This is a genomic window from Acidiplasma sp., assembly GCF_038728925.1.
GTDB lineage: Archaea > Thermoplasmatota > Thermoplasmata > Thermoplasmatales > Thermoplasmataceae > Acidiplasma > Acidiplasma aeolicum.
The window spans coordinates 210,563-229,381 of record NZ_JAVYSZ010000001.1 but is presented as its reverse complement, the minus strand read 5'-3'; the positions used below and the strand labels follow the sequence as shown (position 1 = coordinate 229,381).

The following is an 18,819-nucleotide window of genomic DNA, read 5'->3' as shown; positions in this document are numbered from 1 at the left end:
AAAAATATTTTTATAACTATTAAAAAATGAGAAAATGAGTTATTTAATATACGCCTTTTTGATGATAACGTCCTGCAGTGGTCTGTCATTTCTGTCTGTTTTAACCCTGCTTATCTTATCAACAACATCCATACCCTTTACAACCCTTCCAAATACTGGATGCATTTTATCCAGATAATTGTTATTTACTGTGTTTATAAAAAACTGGCTTCCCCCTGTGTTTGGCCCTGCGTTTGCCATTGCAATTGTTCCCCTATCATTTCTGTTATTTTTAGTGAATTCATCCTTTATTGTATAGCCTGGACCACCCATTCCTGTTCCTGTGGGATCACCACCCTGAATCATAAAATCTGCTATTACCCTGTGGAAAATGGTGTTATTATAAAATCCCTTCTCAACAAGTTTTTTAAAATTGCCTGCTGTTATGGGCATATCATTATCAAATAGTTCTATTTCTATATCACCCATTGTTGTACTTAATATTACATTTGTCATGCTTCATAATAATGTATGGAATAATATACTTTTTTATTTAAATTACCGGATATCCATAATAGTAATAATCTATTAATAGTGATATCAAATATTAATATAAAAATAAAAAATTTTTATTAAAATTACTATTATAAAGTCAATATATTATATAAAAAATATTAGGTGATATTTAAGTATTTATATAATTACCGGATAATTATTAAATAATATGATGTAATAATAAAATGTATGTATGGCGATGATACTGATGTTTACTCTGTGATAGATAATGCAAGAGTCGGAAAATTTCAGAGGAGACTTGCAGTTACCGCAGCACTTGGCCCATTTACGGACGCGTTTAATGAGTTTGGGTCATCAGTGGCGCTTATAGCTGTTGGTATATTATTTCATCTTCCTCCGTACCTTGTTGCATTTGCAACCGGTGCATACTGGGTTGGCGTTGCAGGTGGGGCCATCCTTGGGGGAATAGTTAGTGATAGAATAGGCAGAAAATCATTATTCTTATACGACACACTTGGAATGGCCCTGTTCGCAATATTAAGTGCAGTTTCAACAGATTACCTGTTCTTTTTTATAACAAGACTTGGTCTGGGAATATTCATCGGCGTTGATTATGCTGCTGCCGTTCCCCTATTATCTGAATATGCTCCTGCAAAAAGGCGTGGTAAACTCTTATCAACAGAAAAATTATTTTTTATGTTTGGTACGCTTGCAACTGTTTTAATAGGTCTTGTATTAACAATAGACGTTGGATCCCTGCTTGCATGGAGATATGATTTTCTAATAGCCGCAGTGCCCGCGTTAATATTATTTGGCCTTAGGTTTGATATGCCCGCATCATTAAGGTGGGCAAAGGAAAATGGAAGAACAGATTTAATACCAAAAATAACAGAAAAATTAAAAAAGGAGGGCATAATGATAGACCCTGATAAAATAAATGTGAAGAGGCCAAAGGGGATTAAGGGAAACATAAAAGAATTCTTTAACAGAAAAAATTTAAGGGCAATAATATACATTTTTTGGATAGGTGCGGCGTATGCATTAACAGTCAATCTGGCATCTGTTTATTCATCGGCCGAGTTAAAGAATCTTGGTGCATCATCAACCATGGCCGTTCTGGGCACCTTTATAATCGATTTAATAGGTACTGTGGGAGTTGCCATAACATCATTAATCGTTGACAGGCTTGGAAGGAGAAAAATGGGTACATACGGATTCATTCTTGGTGCAGTGCCAATGGGTATACTGCTCATTGCAGACACATTCCATGTACTATCCATACCACTGCTTATTGCCATGTTTGGAATATTCTTCTTTATTAACGTGGGATTTGTTGGAACACTTCAGTATCTGCCTGCCGCGGAGATTTCAACAACACGTTCAAGAGGTCTTTCTGTTGGTTGGGAAAAACTTTTTGAATTTGGCCTAGCACTCCCGATGCTTACATTATATGCAATAATGGGACTTTATTATTCATTAGTTTATGACACAGTAATGTCCATAATCGCTGGCATTATCTTTTATGCTGTTTCAATTGAAACAAAAAGAAAAACACTGGAAGAGAATGCAATGACGGCGCTTTCGGGATCATATAATAAAGGTGTAAATGAAAGCAGGTCAGAGAAATCAGAAAATAACTAAATTTTATCATCATACCAATATTTAAATATAATTTTATTATATTTTAAAAATGGATTCTATTTCCGGATTTTTGGATAAAATCAACTCCAATATAATTCTAAGGGATTATGAAATTCCAGACCCTGGCGAAGATGAGGTTACGGTAATGCAGCATTACACCGGTGTCTGTTTCAGGGATATTTTAACACAGCAGGGTTTTTTTCCAAGGGTATCATTGCCCATAATTCCCGGCCATGAAATTGGCGGCACTGTCGTTGCAACAGGAAAAAATGTTACAGAATTCAAAAAAGGTGACAGGGTTGCATCGCTTATTTACGTACCATGTGGAAAATGCAGTTACTGTCTTTCCGGAAATGAAAATCTGTGCCCTAATAAAAAGAGTTTTGGTGAGACATTAAATGGTGGGTATTCAAAATATGTAAATGTCAATAAAAATTCTCTTGTTAAAATAGAAGAAGATGTTCCAGATGAGGCAATACCAATAGCAGCATGTGTGACAGGCATGATCGTTCATGCAATTAAAAAGGTTGGCAAAATAGAGAAGGGCAATTATGTCCTAATAACAGGTGCTGGTGGCGGTGTTGGATCAAACGCAATACAGATCGTGAGGGCCCTTGGTGGAATACCAATAGCAGAGACAAGTTCAAAATGGAAGGATGAGGAACTTTATAAACTGGGTGCAGAATATGTTGTACATGCAGATGATGATTATAATAAGGACATAAAGAAAATTACAGGTGATGGTGTTGATATAGCACTTGAGGATGTAGGGATTGCAACGTTTAATAAAACCCTCAGAAGCCTTAAAACAGGTGGCCGCATGGTTGTTATAGGAAATCTTAAGCCCGATCCTGTTAGCCTTCCTCTTGGACTGATAATTCTTAAGGGTAACAGTATTAAGGGTAGCATATCATCAACAAGAGAGGACCTTAAAACAGCACTTGAATTAAATGCAAGGGGCCTAAAACCAATTATAGGAAAAAAAATACGGATTGACGGGATAAATCAGGCATATGAGGATATGTTAAACAAAAAAATTTTTGGTAGGGTTCTTATTGATTTTAGCTAATTTTAAATAACATAATTGAAAAATAAAAATAATAAATATTAAATGTCTTTATGATGCGAAATTTTCACGGTTAATATTATGTTATTTATGTACACCTAATAATTTACGGGATTTGTATGGATTTAATTAAAAGTGAAACACACCATAACAAAAACCTTTTTTAAAAGTTAGGTATTAAGATACGATAATAAAATGTATATTGTCCCCTCTTCAACAGCCTACAATGTATCCAGAAGGCTTGCAAATATTTTATCATGCAGTGTTTCTGGCGTTATCAGGAAAAGATTCCCGGATAATGAAATGTATTTAAGAATTGAGGAAGATCTAAAGGATGAGGATGTTATTTTAATCGGAAATACAAGAAGCGATTCTGATATAATAGAATACCTTCTGTTACTGAATGCAATACGTGAGGAAGGTCCAAAGAGCCTGACTGCAGTCATACCTTATTTTGGATATGCAAGGCAGCATATGAGGTACAATAATGGTGAACCCATTTCATCTAAGGTATTTGCACAGGCGGTCAGCCAGTATGCAGACATGATAATTTCAGTGGAATTGCACGATAATCAAACAATAAATTATGCCTCAGTGCCATTCATTAATTTAAAAATAATAGACCCAATATATGAATATTTTAAATCAAAAAAGATAGATTATGTTATATCTCCTGATGATGGTGGATACGACCGTGCCAAAATTATAGCATCCAAATTGAAAGTTCCGGCATATTACATAGATAAGAAAAGAATAGATGCAACAACGGTTAAAATGGAACCGCCCGATTTAGATTATTCAGATAAAAATATACTTCTTCTTGATGATATGATATCAACAGGTGGAACCATTATAAAGGCAACACAGATGATGCGTGATAGGAGGGCTGCGAAAATATATGCCTGTGCAATACACGGGGTTTTTGCAATGGAGAGCAATATTAAGATTGAAAAGTATGTAAATGAACTTACGGTTACAGATACAATAGAAACAAAATATAGTAATATTACTGTTTCAGACACAATAGCAAGGGCGCTTCAAGGAAAAATAAAAATATAATATATGAAGAAGGGAATAAGGATCCTTGGCATAGACGATGGCCCATTTAAAAAGAATGTAGATAAGGAAACAATACTAACCGGCGTGCTTATAAAGCCGGATGGCTATATAGAAGGAATCTTATTAAGAACAATTGCGGTTGACGGTACAGATGTAAATGAAAAAATTTTATCAATGGTTAATGGGCGATTTTTAAGGGAGATTAATATAATAATGACAAACGGAATTACATTTGGCGGTTTTAATGTAATGGATATTGAAAAAATAAATAATAATACAGGCATACCTGTTATATCAATAATAAGAAAAAAACCTGACATTGATTCAATAAAATCCGCCCTGGAAAAGCATTTTATTGATCATGATTACCGCTTTAATATAATAAATAAAAATTTACCTGTGCTGGTAACAGTTAACGGAAGAAATCTTTATATAAACCATGCAGGAATTGATTACGATAGCGCAGTGCTGGTAATTAAAAAAACACTTAAAATGGGTAACATACCGGAACCTGTAAGGATGGCACATTTAATAGCAACTGCAATTAAAACAGGAGAGAGCCATGGCCGGCCATAAAACAAATGTTTTTATAATACAATTTATTCAAATCCTATGATAAAAATTGCCGGACTTGGTATTTCAGGTCTCTATATATACACAAGACTTAAAAATTCAGGATTTGATGTTTCAGCATTCGAATTAAAGAAGCCTGACCATTACATACCATGTGGCTTTGCCACAAATATTAACATTATAAAAAAATATGCTGATAATATTAATATTGATTTTGATAAATATGTAATGTCCTATGCAAAGGATATAACATTTTCCGGCAATAATTTTGCTGGCAGGCATCTTGCTTCAAAAGGACTTGTAACCTTTGATAAAAATAAATTTGAAAATGATATTATCAAAAGCATAAATTATGAAAAATCCATAATTAAAACAGAAAATAGAGATAATATAATTATAGACGCAACTGGTATTTCAAGGTACTACATCAAACAAACAACCGGGGATGATAAGTATTATACAATTGAATACCTAACAGAAAATTCAGATTTTAAGGACTTTTATTTTTATTTTCTCCCCCAGGGCCGCGGATATTTTTGGAGCTTTCCACTGGGAAATGGAAGATATCATGTGGGTGTTGGGTCAAAAAACATGCAGGATTTATCCATGATTAATAAATACAAAAGAATCAGGATTACCGGCAGGAATATAAGGATGAAGCCATTATTTTCTGCCATTTCAAATGATAATATTATAGGCATTGGAGAGGCCATTGGAACAGTATCACCGTTAACTGGAGAGGGAATTATACCCTCATTGAAATCAGCAGAGATACTATTTCAGGCTTTTAAAAAATATAATGACCTGGAATCATTAAAAGATGAATATGAAAGGAATATAAAAAAAGAGTTTTATTATTATAATATATTATACAGATTTGTTAAGAATGTTCAGGAAAACAGAATAATTAATTATAATACATTAAAGGCAATAAAATATATTAAAAAAAATATTCTGGAATTTGGAATAGATTTTAATATCCATTCCTTTTTGTCCCATTTCATCTGACTGGCTGATCCTCTGCTATTTTTATGCTTTTCATTTCCTTTATTTCATTTGATGATTCCTCAAGGGACCCCTTTGTTTCAGGTATGAATACAAATGTGACCACTGCAGCAATTATTGCAAGGGCTGAGAGATAATAGAATGCAACCGATTCTCCAAATGCGGCAAATACAGCAGGGAATACAAATGATGCCAAAGATGCACCTGTTCTTCCGGATGCAACTGTATATGACTGTATTTGTGATCTTATTTTTGTGGGCGCCAGCTCAACACCGTACATTCCAGAGGCCGTGATTGATCCGGGCCCTGCCTGATTTGAGAAATGCATGCCGAGACCATATGCAAGCATTCCTGCTATTGGAAATGCTGCAACTATCCCAACTGATTTTAAGCCGTCAAATAACAGAAGGAAGGCGCCCATTCCAATAAATCCAAGTATCTGAAGGAGCTTTCTGCCCTTTCTGTCTATTAATGATAGCATTACAATGCCACCGACCAGTGTAAAGACCTCCATTAGGTATGTCCATGCATCTGGTGATAATCCAAGCTTAGAAGCTATTAATGTGGGTCCGAACAGAATTCCTGCATATGCTATCTGGTCATAGAAGAACCATAGAAGCATGGCGGCAACATATTCCCTTCTGTATTTATGGAAGTAATACCTGAAGCCATGCTCATCCTTTATGTTTCCCTCTATTTTTATTTGCCTGTTCGCAACATATTTTACCTCATCCTCAAAGCTCTTCTTGTCTCCTGCTATTCTGGCTATAAATCTTGGTGTTTCAGGCATTTTTCTTCTAAGGTATACCACAGCAAGTGCAGGCACCGCACCAAGTGCCAGTACAATTCTCCAGAGAATAGCATCAGAAAGCCCAAGGATTGGCCCAGAAATCATATATGCAAAGGCTGCAAGAAGTGCACCAAATCCCCACATCATGCCAAAGCCGAATCCTATTGTCTTTCCCCTATCTTTGGCATTTGCATGCTCTCCCATGATCATTGGAGACATGACATAATCAGCACCAACGCCTATGCCAAGTATTAACCTTATTATTATTAGTGCATATACATTAATGGCAAAGATCTGCAGGAATGCAAATATACCAAGTATAAGTACATCAACTCCATAGAACTTTTTTCTACCACGTCTTGCAAGCTCACCAAAAATTAATGCACCAACCGCTGCTCCAATAAGCGCTGATCCGGCTATGAGGCTGGTATAAAGAACGTATCCAGGTGTGCTTTTTGTAATTCCGTATGATGAAAGCACTATGGCCAGAACTATACCAACCGATGAAAGGTCGTATCCATCGGTAAAAACCCCCATACCTGTTGTTAGAATGGATTTTACATGAAACCATCCAAACTTTTTCTTATCAAAGTCTTCAAATATATCAGACATTTTTTCTCAAAAATATAAAATGCTGGTTAAGATATATATCTTATGCATATAATCTATATATTATATATAATTACTATTAATTATATATTAAAATTTGAAAAAGTTTTATTAAAGATCAGTTAATAAAAACACAATGAACAGAAGGGGTCTTATAGCATCAATAATAGTTGTCATCATATCCATGGTAATAATAATCCCTGTTTTATTTATACTTGATACAATATATCACATCCCTTTCTTCGAGTCGTATAACATTTTTTTATATGCAATAACAATAGTTGCCGGTGGAATTATAATTGTAAATCTCATAGCATCATTAATAATGAACAGGGCCACCAGGGCAATAGGAAAATCAACAGCCGGAACCTTAAGTTTCACAGTAAAAATTGTCGGGTATCTGATTATAATTATAATATTCTTCACATTTGTTAAAATAGATATCGGTGCTGCACTTGCAGCAGGTGGTTTCGCCGGCCTTGTCCTTGGTCTCGCCTCACAGGACGTATTATCAAACATATTTGGTGGCATAGCTGTAGTTGCATCCCATCCATTCAGGGTTGGTGATCGTGTTACAGTGTCTACATGGCAGTATGGTCTTGATGCACCTGCATATCCTCCAAAGTTTTATTCAAACGATTTTTTAATACCCGGATATACAGGCGTGATAACAGACATTTCTTTAATGTACACATCCATACTCACAGATGACAATGTCCCATTAAAAATACCCAACAGCATTATGATACAGGCGGCAGTTTTTATTCAGGGGAAGAATAATTCAAGGCTTGTTAGAACGAAATTTGAAATATCAAAGGATATAGACCCTGACATAATTATCCCAATTCTGCAAGATGGCATTAAGAATTTTAAGTTTATATTAAATGAACCAGAAATAAGAATTTATGAAACAACATTTACAACATATATAATAGTTATAGAGGCCATGTGCAGTGGAAATTTTGAGGAGCCACCAAGAAGTGAAATATTAAAATTTTGCATGAAAACAGTTAGATCAATAAAAACAAAGCAAAATTAAAATTTAAATATATCCGGTTTAATTCCGGGAACATCATTATTAAACATATATATACCACCGCCATTTCTGCCATTAAATGCAGTAGTTATAAAAAGCGTTCGAAAATCATCACCACCAAATGTGCAGCATGAAACATTTTCCGCGTCAAGTTCTATTTCAAGTAAAATTTTTCCGGATTTATTTAATTTTAATACATGGGAACCGCCGAAAAATGCAACATATATATTATCCTCGGAGTCTATTGTCATGCCGTCTGGAACACCTGGTGAGGCACTAACATCTATGGATTGCCCCTCTGATATAATTTCTCCATTGATATTATCATAATTAAAAACCCTTATCTTTCTGGTCGGAGAATCTATATAATACATGGTGCTGCCATCCATGCTCCATGCCATTCCATTGGATATTGTAACATTTTCCAGTATATTTTCTGGTTCTTTTTCAAATTTGTAAAGTTTTCCTATAGGATTCTTCTCATTAATATCCATTGTCCCTGCGAATAATCTTCCCGAATGGTCACATTTTCCATCGTTAAATCTTACATTTTTTTGAAAATCCATCTTAAAAAGCGCATTTTTATATGCTTTTTCAGTGTTGTAAAAATTTATTGAATTTCTTGTGGAGTATATTATCCCATCATTATGTGGGGCTATAAAGGTAATTATCTCGTCCAGCTTAACAGACGAAAAGGTATTTTTATACATTGAATGAAGTGTGCCGCTGTTTATATCTATCCAGTACAGTGTATCATTAAAGAACATGGGAGATTCACCAAGGGAAGAATGTGGTGCACCCTCAATTTTTTTTGCATACATATTTTTAATATAAGATATAAGGTATTAAATATTATCCTGTTTAAAATCCAAAGATGTTAAATAAAAATTATGGATTTACATTTATGTGGCATAATGTCATAAAAGATACTGATCTTAAGGATGGATCCATTAAGGGCATAACCATCGATGGCAAGCCCCTGCTTATTATAAAGAAGGATAATCATGTATATGCCCTTGATTTATACTGCACACATGAAAATACCTCACTGGATGAGGGATTTATAGAGAACTGTTCCATAGTATGTCCAAACCATTTTGCCTCATTTGACATAAAGTCTGGAAGGGTAACCGCTGGACCCGAAGGGAGCGATGAAAAGATAAAAGACCTTGGGTTTTACCAAACAAAAATAGAGGACGGTATTATAATGGTGGACTTTTAATGAGGGCACTGGTATTTATAAAGCAGGTACCTGACGTAAATGAAATTAAATTTGATAGCAGCACAGGCAGGATTGTAAGACAGGGGGTTAAACTCCTGATGAATTCGTTTGATAAAAAGGCGGTGGAGGAAACAGTAAGAATCAAGGAGAAATACGGCTATGAAACAATAGTTGCATCCATGGGCCCTGAAAGTGCAATGGACGTAATAAAGGAAGCAATAAGAATGGGCATAGACCGTGGTATACTTATAAGCGATAGAAAATTTGGCGGATCAGACACATATGTAACATCCAAAATACTCTCAGCAGTTATAAATATAATAAAACCTGATATTGTACTGATGGGGAGATATTCCCTGGATGGTGAGACATCACAGGTTCCACCAGAAACAGCATACATGTCCGGATATAAATTCATATCATCGGTATCGGAAATTAAAATAGATGGGGATACCTGTATTGCGAAACGTGATGAGGATAACGGCATAAGAACTATAGAATTTAAACTTCCAGCCTTAATTTCTGTAAGTGAAAAAATAAACCGTGCGAGGCCCGTTCCAGATATAGATTTAAATTATCATATTGATATTTTTGACTCTAATAAAATAACAGGTATTTCTGGTTCGGACTCATTAACCGTTGTTTCAGGCACCTCCATGCTAAATGACTCCAGAAACTGCAGATTTATATCATTTGAAGAATTTACTGGCATTTTAAATCAAAAATTAAATGAAAATATGATTACAGAAAAAACAGAGAGCGTTGATGATAACGAATCTGATAACATATTCCTTGGACTGGCAGTTGATGATCCGGCAACATCAATGCAGATTGCATCAAAAATTGCTGAATTATCCAATGGATCATACAGGATAGTTTTCATCGGCAATATTGATCCAGAAAAAATAGATGGACTTGCCTGCCATGAATATATATATCTTGGGAAACCATTGAACATAGATTTTGCAAATTTTGTTATTAATTATATAAAAACAAGCAATGTCAGGCATATACTGGCACCATCAAACCTAAATGGAAGGGATATATCATCATTTATAGCTGCATCCCTGGGACTAGGTTTAACTGCAGATTGCGTGGATATAAAACTTGAGGATTCAAAAATGATACAGTTTAAACCAGCATTTGGTGGTGGTATTATAGCCAGAATTGAATCAAAAAAAATTCCAGACTTTGCCACAGTAAGGCCCGGGATGTTTAAGGTAAGGTATGTAAATTATAACGCCAGGGTTATTATTTCAGGTATTGCCCATTCTGATGATATAAAGTATCTGGATTTCGAGCCTGTTGAAAATGGTTTTCCTGCATTTAATAAAAAAATTATTATTGGTGTGGGCCGTGGGGTGGCACGCGATAAAATAGATGATATAAAACAGATCGCCTCTAAAATCAATGCAGCAATAGGTGGAACCAGAAAGGTGGTGGACATGCATATAATCCCCCGGCAGTTCCAGATTGGGTTAACCGGTGTATCAATATCGCCTGCATTATACATTGCCATTGGCATTTCCGGTGCAGATAATCATATAGTTGGAATAAGGTATGCTGGAACCATAATAGCTGTGAATAATAACCGGGACGCATCAATATTTAAGCATTCAGATTACGGTTTAGTTATGGATTCCACCGAATTCATAGACAGCCTGTTAAATAATTTAAATCACAACAAATTTTAATTTGTTAATAAGCGCTATTTAGTTGAATTGCAAACGTTTAAATAAATTTTTATTTATTCAATATTTTAAAATACTATTTAGTAAATATAGGATTATGAAATCTAATAATGGTATAGTTCTCAGGGTTGCTGAGGCTAATGCCACTGATCCGGGCATGGCAAGGGTCAGGCTTGACGAAATTTCCCGGCTTGACCTCAATGTCGAAATCGGTGATGTGGTTTCTATAGAAAAGGTCAGGGCTACTGTGGGCCGTGTTTTTAGGGCCAGGCCTGAGGATGAAAATAAGGGCATAGTAAGAATAGACAGTGTTATGAGGAACAACTGTGGTGCATCCATAGGTGATAAGGTTACAATTAAAAAGGTTGAGGTGGAGGAGGCAAAGAAAGTGGTTCTTGCACCAATCATTAGAAAAGATCAGAGGCTACGTTTTGGTGAGGGAATCGATGACTTTGTGCAAAAGGCCCTTATAAGGAGGCCTGTAATAGAGGGAGATAGCATCAGCGTCCCGGGACTCACGCTGGCAGGCCATACCGGACTTTTATTTAAGGTCATAAAAACAATACCCAGCAAGATACCAGTGGAAATCGGTGACATGACACAGGTTGAAATAAGGGAGGAACCTGCATCCGAGGTTCTCGAGGAGGTAACAAAGGTAAGCTATGAGGATATTGGTGGATTATCCGCACAGCTCGGAAAGATAAGGGAGATAATAGAATTACCCTTAAAGCATCCAGAACTTTTTGAGAGGCTTGGAATAACACCACCAAAGGGCGTGCTGCTTAACGGCCCTCCAGGAACAGGAAAAACGCTTATAGCAAAGGCGGTTGCCAATGAAAGCGGTGCAAATTTTTACTCCATCAACGGCCCAGAGATTATGTCGAAATATTACGGCCAGAGTGAGCAGAAGCTCAGGGAGATTTTCCAGAAGGCAGAGGAATCTGAGCCATCAATAATATTCATAGATGAAATAGATTCAATAGCCCCCAAGAGGGAGGATGTGCAGGGTGAGGTTGAAAGAAGGGTTGTTGCACAGTTACTGACACTTATGGATGGCTTAAAGGAACGTGGACATGTAATAGTTATAGGTGCAACAAACAGGATTGATGCTGTTGATCCTGCGCTAAGAAGGCCGGGAAGATTTGATCGTGAGATCACAATAGGTGTTCCTGATAAAAAGGGAAGGGAGGAAATATTAACAATACACACACGTGGAATGCCACTCGGAATGTCTGATGAGGAACGCAGCAAATTCATGGAGGAAATAGCAGACCTTACATATGGTTTTGTTGGGGCCGATCTGGCTGCGCTTACAAGGGAATCGGCAATGAATGCCCTGAGGCGTTATCTTCCAGAGATAGACCTTGATAAGCCAATACCCACAGAGGTTCTTGAAAAGATGGTTGTAACGAAGGAGGATTTCCTCGAGGCATTAAAGTCCATAGAACCCAGCAGTCTCAGGGAGGTAACCGTTGAGGTGCCAAATATTAAATGGGACGATATTGGTGGGCTGGAAAATGTAAAATCTGAATTAAGGGAGGCTGTTGAGCTTCCACTGTTAAATCCAGATGTATTCAAAAGGCTTGGAATCAGGGCACCCAAAGGATTCCTATTATATGGCCCGCCAGGAACAGGAAAAACATTACTTGCAAAGGCAGTTGCCAATGAAAGCAATGCAAACTTCATATCAGTCAAGGGCCCAGAGGTGCTGAGCAAGTGGGTTGGTGAAAGCGAGAAGGCTGTAAGGGAGATATTCAGAAAGGCCAAGCAGGTTTCACCCTCAATAATATTTATGGATGAAATAGACTCCATAGCACCAAGAAGGGGGGCATCAATGGATTCAGGCGTAACCGAAAGAATAGTGAACCAGCTATTAACATCGATGGATGGCATAGAGGTGCTCAACGGCGTCGTGGTCATAGCCGCCACCAACAGGCCTGATATAATAGACCCTGCACTGCTAAGGGCCGGCAGGTTTGATAAAATTATCTACATACCGCCACCCGATGAGGAGGGAAGGTACAAAATACTGCAGGTACACACCAAAAAGATGCCGCTTGCAAAGGACGTTGATCTTAAGGAGATAGCCAAAAAAACAGCAGGTTACGTTGGTTCAGATATAGAAAACCTTTGCAGGGAGGCTGGAATGATGGCATACCGTAACAATCCCAATGCAACTGAGGTAACGCAGGAGGATTTCATAAAGGCAATGAGTACAATAAGGCCATCTGTGGATGAAAGCGTCATAAAATTCTATGATAATCTTGCCGCCTCAATGGGAAAGGATATAACATCCAGAAAGAAGCCAACGCATGATATAGATTTATATCAATAATTTTTTTAATTATTTATATAAATATAAGAATCCATATCAACCTTATTATCGCTTGCATTTGCAAGCATTATCACATCATTTTTCCTGAAACCAATAACAGTTTTTCCATTCTTTTGCATTATCTCAAGAAATTCTTTAAATGTCATGTTCCTCTGGACGTCATTTATATCATCCTCCACCATTCTGCCTGATTTTAACATTTCATTGAATAACTCCGGCATGCCCGGGATATTTATGGATGAATAAATAAGCATTGAGGAAACATCGCCTTTTATGATTATGTCATCAATATAAGGTTCTGCATGCATTCTGCTGGATGGATTTAATATTTCAGCTATTATCCTTAATGCATTATTCAGCCTTCTGGCTATCATGGCCGAAAGTATGGTTTCAGCATCTATTGCCATGGAATCACGATCCTCGTTTTTTGAAAATATTAATATTATTGATGCTTTTTTAATCCCTGCCTTAATAAGGTCATTCTCATTCAAAAAATTACCCTTAATAAACGTATAATCATTTTTCTGCGGTATATCATCCTGATTAAGTATTACAATATCATAACCCGCTGCTGATATCTCATCAAGGACCTTTTTTGCCGTATCATTATAATTGCAAATAATTATATGCTTTTTTTCAACCGCCATTTTATCACCCAATCTTGCGGCAAGCCTAGAATCTATTAATATCGTTGTAACTGCCGCTGTAAAGTAGCCAAGGGAGCCAATACCAATTAACATTATGGCCATCCCATTTATTCTGCCATACTCCCCATAAACTGGTGTATCACCGTAACCAACTGTTGTTATTGTCTGCATGGTCCACCATAGACTTGTAAATAGATTATGTATTCCACTTGAGGCTATGTTATTTTCCAGATAATATTCAGAGAATACAGAGTATATAATCACGATAACAAGTAACATCCCTGCCTTAAAAATATGGTTTTTGCTGTATTTTTTCAGCCTTTTAAAAAAGAAATAAAATGGATACACATTCATTAATAAATTATAAATATAAATTTTTATTTATTTAAACATTCAACTGTTTTTCCGGGACATACCTTAAGATTCCTGCAACCCCGCCAAATGCTGTTTTTAAAAGCCTCCCCTCATCGCTATCCTCTGATACAAATTCAACGGTGGTTCCCGCAGCATCTGCAAGTTTGTACAAATCCTCTATAAAATCGTCCTCACGCTCGTAATTCATTGGAGTCCCATCATTGTCACACAGTGGCTGCTCCTCAGGCTCCTCAGTAAATGTTTTTTCAGCGCCACAAACAGGACATTTGTAAAAATATTTTATTTTTCTTATTGAATCCGAAATTATTAATAATTCAAGGTTCTTCATTTTCAATGCGTTTACAACGGCATTTTCCCCGTAAACACCGAGGCCGCCATCAGGTTTTTTTATCTCCCTCAAGAACCTGTTTATTATATCCTTTTCTCTTGTAATTCTCATATCTTTTATTGATTCCGATGCCTTTTCCACGAGCTCCCTGAGCCCGGATTCATCCGTGTAACCTATATCAAACATATATTTTATTTTCTCCTTTATCTCATTCCTCAGGTATGATTTCTCCACAAAATATTCCTTTGTTGCACCAGGTCCACCAACAAATATTGTGATTATATCCTTAATAACAGGCATAAACGTTGCATTGGCAATATCCCCTATTTTTTTATAAAATTCATTTGCAGCTATTTCTATAAGCCTTTCAAACCTTCGGCTTGACTGACCACCCTGTCGGTGTTTGCTTGGCACAAGTGAATATTCATAGTCAACAACCTCAATTTTTGTTCCCTTTAAAAAGCCTATGGTTGCCTCCTTTCGGTCTATTACAAGAAGCCCATAAAGTTCCTTCTCCCTTAGCTGATCTGTCAGCTGCTCAAGATGGAAGCTTGAGTCGCACTTGTACAAAAATGTCTGTATTGGTTCAGGTGGCTCTATGATTTTTGTATACATCTCTGTTTGATCTCCCCTTGTGGCAACATGGCCGACGAAAAATACAAGTCCTGTTTCTGGTGGCTGCTTATAATATTTTAACCTGGACATAATTGATTCTATTGCCGCAAGCACATTCTTCCTTGTAGTCTTTGATTTTATATTGGCCGATGTTGAGTATTCCTCTCTTAAATACTGGACAACGTCTGATATCTGCTTATCTGGTGGAATGTAAAGTGAAATTAATTCTGTTCCCCTGCCATGAAGCCTTGACAATTCCTCCATGGCTTTTTTAAATTCATACCTCTTATAATCCTCGCTTTCCATAACAGAAAATTTTATAATAATATTTAACCTTAATGAAAAAATGAGAAGCGTTGTAATTTCACTTGGCGGTTCAATTATTTCAATGGAAAAATTAAATCTGGAGTTAATGAAGTCCGTATCCTCGACACTCCAGAAGATAAATACATATGATAAATATGGCATAGTGGTTGGTGGTGGCAGACTGGCAAGGACCTATATTTCAGATTTAAAGGCATATAATGTTAATGACAATATACTTGATGAAATAGGGATTAACGCAACAAGGATCAATGCACTTGCCCTAACCACATTTTTTGATGATGTAAACTCTAAAATACCAACAACAATAAACGATGCTGCCGAAATGATCCATAATTACCGTTATGTAATTATGGGTGGGACTGAACCGGGACATACCACCGATACAGTATCAACACTATTTGCGGAAAGGATTGGCGCAAAAATTTTAATAAACGCAACATCTGTAGACGGTGTTTATTCTGAGGATCCAAGAAAGTTTAAAAACGCAAAAAAATTTGATAAAATATCATATGATGATGCCATTAAAATTTCGGTAAATAATTCAATTGGTGCGGGAACAAATGTTTTTATGGATATAACATCGCTGACAATAGCAAAAAGGGCTGGAATAAAAATTTTTGTAATAAACGGTATGGATATGGATGAATATATAAACATTTTAAATTATGAAAGGTGTAATGGCACTGTAATCTCATAATAAAATGTGCCAATAAATATTATATTTTAAATTATTTAATTTTTATAATATATTTCTAAATCTGATGTATTTATAAAAATTTAAAAATTTTTTATTCCCTTATCTCTCTTTCTGATAAAATATACGTAAGCAAAAGCATAAATACACTGAGTACAAGAAGCCCAATCATATACATTAGCACAGAATGTGCCTGAGATGCACTTAATGAACCATTTATTATTACAAGCCTTACAGACTGGGCAGACCATGATATTGGGTTATATTTGGCAACATTGCTTAACCAGTTTGCCATCAGATCTGGTGGGAACATGGCATAGCTTGCAAACATTAGTGGCAGGTTTATAAGGTTAACTATACCAAAAACTGATTCCATCTTTGTCATTCTCACAGCTATTATGCTGAATAATGATGAAAATATAAATGATATCATGAGGACTGCTGATACAAGAATAACCGCATCCATGATGTCAAATCCCTTTGCAACCTTTAGGCCATCTGGAATTAGCAATCCGACAACAAATAAGATTACAACCTGAACCAGTATCCTCACAACAGAGGATAATATTCTTGAGAAAACTATTGATGACCTGTTAATAGGGGCTATTAAAAACCTTTGAAGAATTCCAAGCCTTCTGTCCCAGATTATGTTAACACCTGAAAACATGCCTGTGAAAAGTCCAATAATCGTTAATATTCCTCCCATAAGGTATGTTATATAATCCGGTGCGCCCTCAAAGAAAAAGGCAGACCTAACACCGAATTTTGCAATGTCAAAGGCACTTCCAAATAAAACTATCCAGAATATCGGCTGGATTACACCCACTATGGCAGATACAGGATTCCTGTACCATCTTTTTAAATCCCTTATTGTTAATGGAATCAAACCACCCATGATATCACCTCTGTTTAAAACCCATCATTTTTGCATAATCCTTCTGTTCTGAATCTATATGCTTACCGGTATATTCTATAAACACCTCATCAAGCGAGGGCTTCCTTATACTAATGGATTCAGGTGATATATTATTGCTTGCAAGGTATTTCATCAGTTCAGGCAGAACCACATCAGAGTTGTTTACCTTCATCCTTATATCACCCATCTCCATCTTTTTTACCTCAATTGCATCCTTAAAATTTTCCACTATTTTCTCCTCACTGTCATTTTTGACCCTTAATGTTATAATATCACCCTTAAGACTTTTCTTTAATTCATCTGATGTTCCTGAAACTATTATTTTGCCATGATCCATTATTGAAAGTCTGTCAGAAAGCGCGTCAACCTCATCAAGATAATGTGATGTTAATATTATTGTAATTTTAAACTCATCACGAATGGATTTTATGTATTTCCATAAATTTGATCTTGTGGTTACATCAAGGCCCAGTGTTGGTTCATCAAGAAAAAGGACTTCCGGCGTGTTTATCAGGCCGCAAATCAGTTCAAGCCTTTTTCTCATTCCACCTGAGTAGGCACTTACCCTCCTGTTTTTAACGTCATAAAGGTCAACCATATTGAGCAGTGTTTCAATTCTTTCCTCCGCCTCCTTTTTTGGTACTCCATAAAGATCCGCCACAAGCTTTAGATTTTCATAGCCACTTAAATCTGCATCTGTTGTAAAGTCCTGTGGGACTACACCTGTTATCTGCCTTATTTTCAGTGCATCCTTATTGAGATCAAATCCTGCTATTTTAGCAGTTCCTGAAGTTGGTTTTAAAATGCCTGTTAACATTTTTATAAGTGTTGTCTTTCCAGCACCGTTCTGGCCAAGAAGTCCATATACCTGTCCCCTGCCTATTTTTAGGGTAACGTTATCAACCGCCTTAATATTTCCACCATATATCTTTGTTAAATTTTCTATTTCTATACTGTTATCCATCTTTATCACTCTATCTCCATTTTTGAAATTCTGGATGAAATCTCATCTATTGCCCTTATTATTTTATCCTGATTATTTTTAATATAATCCTTATCAGATTCCTTTATTACATCTATTAAATTTAGCACGCTTTTTCTTAAATTCCTAAAAAATATTTTATTTTCAGTAAAATTTTCAACCATTTTCTCATAATTTTCCTTATTTTTATTGAAGTATTCTATGCCGGCCTCAGTAATTTTATACCTGCCCTCATTCTTGGTTATTAGATTATTGCCCATGAGCCTTTTTAATGATGGGTATATCATGCCCGTGCTTGGTTTATAATCAGCATCAAATTTTTTCCTTATACCCTTGATTATGTCATACGGTTTTTTCTCCGTTGAGTATATCTGTTCAAGTATAAACAGGTCTGATATATGTGCCTTCATTAC

General features: G+C 36.1%; 18 protein-coding genes. 10 read left to right on the top strand and 8 right to left on the bottom strand.

Annotated features, from left to right (window positions below):
* Positions 1 to 39 precede the first annotated feature (39 nt).
* The gene (locus tag QXW15_RS01330) at positions 40 to 495 is read right to left on the bottom strand and encodes a peptidylprolyl isomerase (RefSeq protein WP_048102086.1); all 456 of its coding nucleotides are present in this window, start codon (positions 493 to 495) and stop codon (positions 40 to 42) included.
* Between the two features lie 228 nt (positions 496 to 723).
* Between QXW15_RS01330 and QXW15_RS01325 the strand changes: the two genes are divergently transcribed.
* The 5 genes from QXW15_RS01325 to QXW15_RS01305 all read left to right on the top strand — a co-directional run bounded on the left by QXW15_RS01325 (position 724) and on the right by QXW15_RS01305 (position 5,842).
* Positions 724 to 2,136 (top strand): MFS transporter, encoded by a 1,413-nt coding sequence (locus QXW15_RS01325; protein WP_054964361.1) that lies wholly within the window; start codon positions 724 to 726, stop codon positions 2,134 to 2,136.
* A gap of 49 nt (positions 2,137 to 2,185) precedes the next feature.
* Positions 2,186 to 3,205, top strand: a complete 1,020-nt coding sequence (locus tag QXW15_RS01320) for an alcohol dehydrogenase catalytic domain-containing protein (protein ID WP_048102088.1) — start codon at positions 2,186 to 2,188, stop codon at positions 3,203 to 3,205.
* A gap of 192 nt (positions 3,206 to 3,397) precedes the next feature.
* Positions 3,398 to 4,261, top strand: a complete 864-nt coding sequence (locus QXW15_RS01315) for a ribose-phosphate diphosphokinase (protein WP_048102089.1) — start codon at positions 3,398 to 3,400, stop codon at positions 4,259 to 4,261.
* Between the two features lie 3 nt (positions 4,262 to 4,264).
* The gene (locus QXW15_RS01310; protein WP_054964481.1) at positions 4,265 to 4,837 is read left to right on the top strand and encodes a DUF99 family protein; all 573 of its coding nucleotides are present in this window, start codon (positions 4,265 to 4,267) and stop codon (positions 4,835 to 4,837) included.
* Between the two features lie 36 nt (positions 4,838 to 4,873).
* Positions 4,874 to 5,842, top strand: coding sequence for an NAD(P)/FAD-dependent oxidoreductase (locus QXW15_RS01305; RefSeq protein WP_048102091.1), 969 nt, complete (start codon positions 4,874 to 4,876; stop codon positions 5,840 to 5,842).
* Here QXW15_RS01305 and QXW15_RS01300 read toward each other — a convergent pair.
* Positions 5,835 to 7,241: an MFS transporter gene (locus QXW15_RS01300; RefSeq protein ID WP_054964480.1), complete on the bottom strand. Its 1,407-nt coding sequence runs from the start codon at positions 7,239 to 7,241 to the stop codon at positions 5,835 to 5,837. The two genes, QXW15_RS01305 and QXW15_RS01300, sit on opposite strands and share 8 nt — an antisense overlap.
* 133 nt (positions 7,242 to 7,374) lie before the next feature.
* Here QXW15_RS01300 and QXW15_RS01295 point away from each other — a divergent pair, with 133 nt between their 5' ends.
* A complete protein-coding gene (locus tag QXW15_RS01295; protein WP_054964472.1) occupies positions 7,375 to 8,277 on the top strand; it encodes a mechanosensitive ion channel family protein in 903 nt (300 codons plus the stop codon).
* On the opposite strand, the gene QXW15_RS01290 is transcribed toward QXW15_RS01295, so the two are convergent.
* A complete protein-coding gene (locus QXW15_RS01290; protein ID WP_048102094.1) occupies positions 8,274 to 9,095 on the bottom strand; it encodes an SMP-30/gluconolactonase/LRE family protein in 822 nt (273 codons plus the stop codon). The two genes, QXW15_RS01295 and QXW15_RS01290, sit on opposite strands and share 4 nt — an antisense overlap.
* Positions 9,096 to 9,148: 53 nt before the next feature.
* On the opposite strand from QXW15_RS01290, the gene QXW15_RS01285 reads away from it, so the two are divergent.
* From QXW15_RS01285 to vat, 3 genes are all read left to right on the top strand, one after another.
* Positions 9,149 to 9,496, top strand: a complete 348-nt coding sequence (locus QXW15_RS01285) for a Rieske 2Fe-2S domain-containing protein (RefSeq protein WP_052656831.1) — start codon at positions 9,149 to 9,151, stop codon at positions 9,494 to 9,496.
* Complete coding sequence (locus QXW15_RS01280; RefSeq protein ID WP_048102095.1) at positions 9,496 to 11,190, top strand: FAD-binding protein; 1,695 nt, start codon at positions 9,496 to 9,498, stop codon at positions 11,188 to 11,190. Before QXW15_RS01285 ends, QXW15_RS01280 begins: the two co-directional genes overlap by 1 nt.
* Before the next feature lie 94 nt (positions 11,191 to 11,284).
* The gene (gene vat, locus QXW15_RS01275; protein WP_048102096.1) at positions 11,285 to 13,522 is read left to right on the top strand and encodes a VCP-like ATPase; all 2,238 of its coding nucleotides are present in this window, start codon (positions 11,285 to 11,287) and stop codon (positions 13,520 to 13,522) included.
* A gap of 5 nt (positions 13,523 to 13,527) precedes the next feature.
* Here the strand turns inward: vat and QXW15_RS01270 are convergent, their stop codons facing one another.
* Entirely contained in the window at positions 13,528 to 14,448 is a 921-nt protein-coding gene (locus tag QXW15_RS01270; RefSeq protein ID WP_342789815.1) for a TrkA-related ion transporter, read from the bottom strand.
* 106 nt (positions 14,449 to 14,554) lie between these two features.
* Complete coding sequence (gene prf1, locus QXW15_RS01265) at positions 14,555 to 15,793, bottom strand: peptide chain release factor aRF-1 (RefSeq protein ID WP_048102098.1); 1,239 nt, start codon at positions 15,791 to 15,793, stop codon at positions 14,555 to 14,557.
* Positions 15,794 to 15,833: 40 nt separating this feature from the next.
* Between prf1 and pyrH the strand changes: the two genes are divergently transcribed.
* Complete coding sequence (gene pyrH, locus QXW15_RS01260; protein WP_048102099.1) at positions 15,834 to 16,511, top strand: UMP kinase; 678 nt, start codon at positions 15,834 to 15,836, stop codon at positions 16,509 to 16,511.
* Positions 16,512 to 16,602: 91 nt separating this feature from the next.
* On the opposite strand, the gene QXW15_RS01255 is transcribed toward pyrH, so the two are convergent.
* From QXW15_RS01255 to QXW15_RS01245, 3 genes are read right to left on the bottom strand one after another with little or no spacing between them, the layout of a single operon-like run.
* Positions 16,603 to 17,403 (bottom strand): ABC transporter permease, encoded by an 801-nt coding sequence (locus QXW15_RS01255; protein ID WP_342789804.1) that lies wholly within the window; start codon positions 17,401 to 17,403, stop codon positions 16,603 to 16,605.
* Between the two features lie 4 nt (positions 17,404 to 17,407).
* Positions 17,408 to 18,388: an ATP-binding cassette domain-containing protein gene (locus tag QXW15_RS01250; RefSeq protein WP_048102192.1), complete on the bottom strand. Its 981-nt coding sequence runs from the start codon at positions 18,386 to 18,388 to the stop codon at positions 17,408 to 17,410.
* Positions 18,389 to 18,393: 5 nt separating this feature from the next.
* A complete protein-coding gene (locus QXW15_RS01245; protein WP_052656833.1) occupies positions 18,394 to 18,816 on the bottom strand; it encodes a PadR family transcriptional regulator in 423 nt (140 codons plus the stop codon).
* Positions 18,817 to 18,819: the final 3 nt, after the last annotated feature.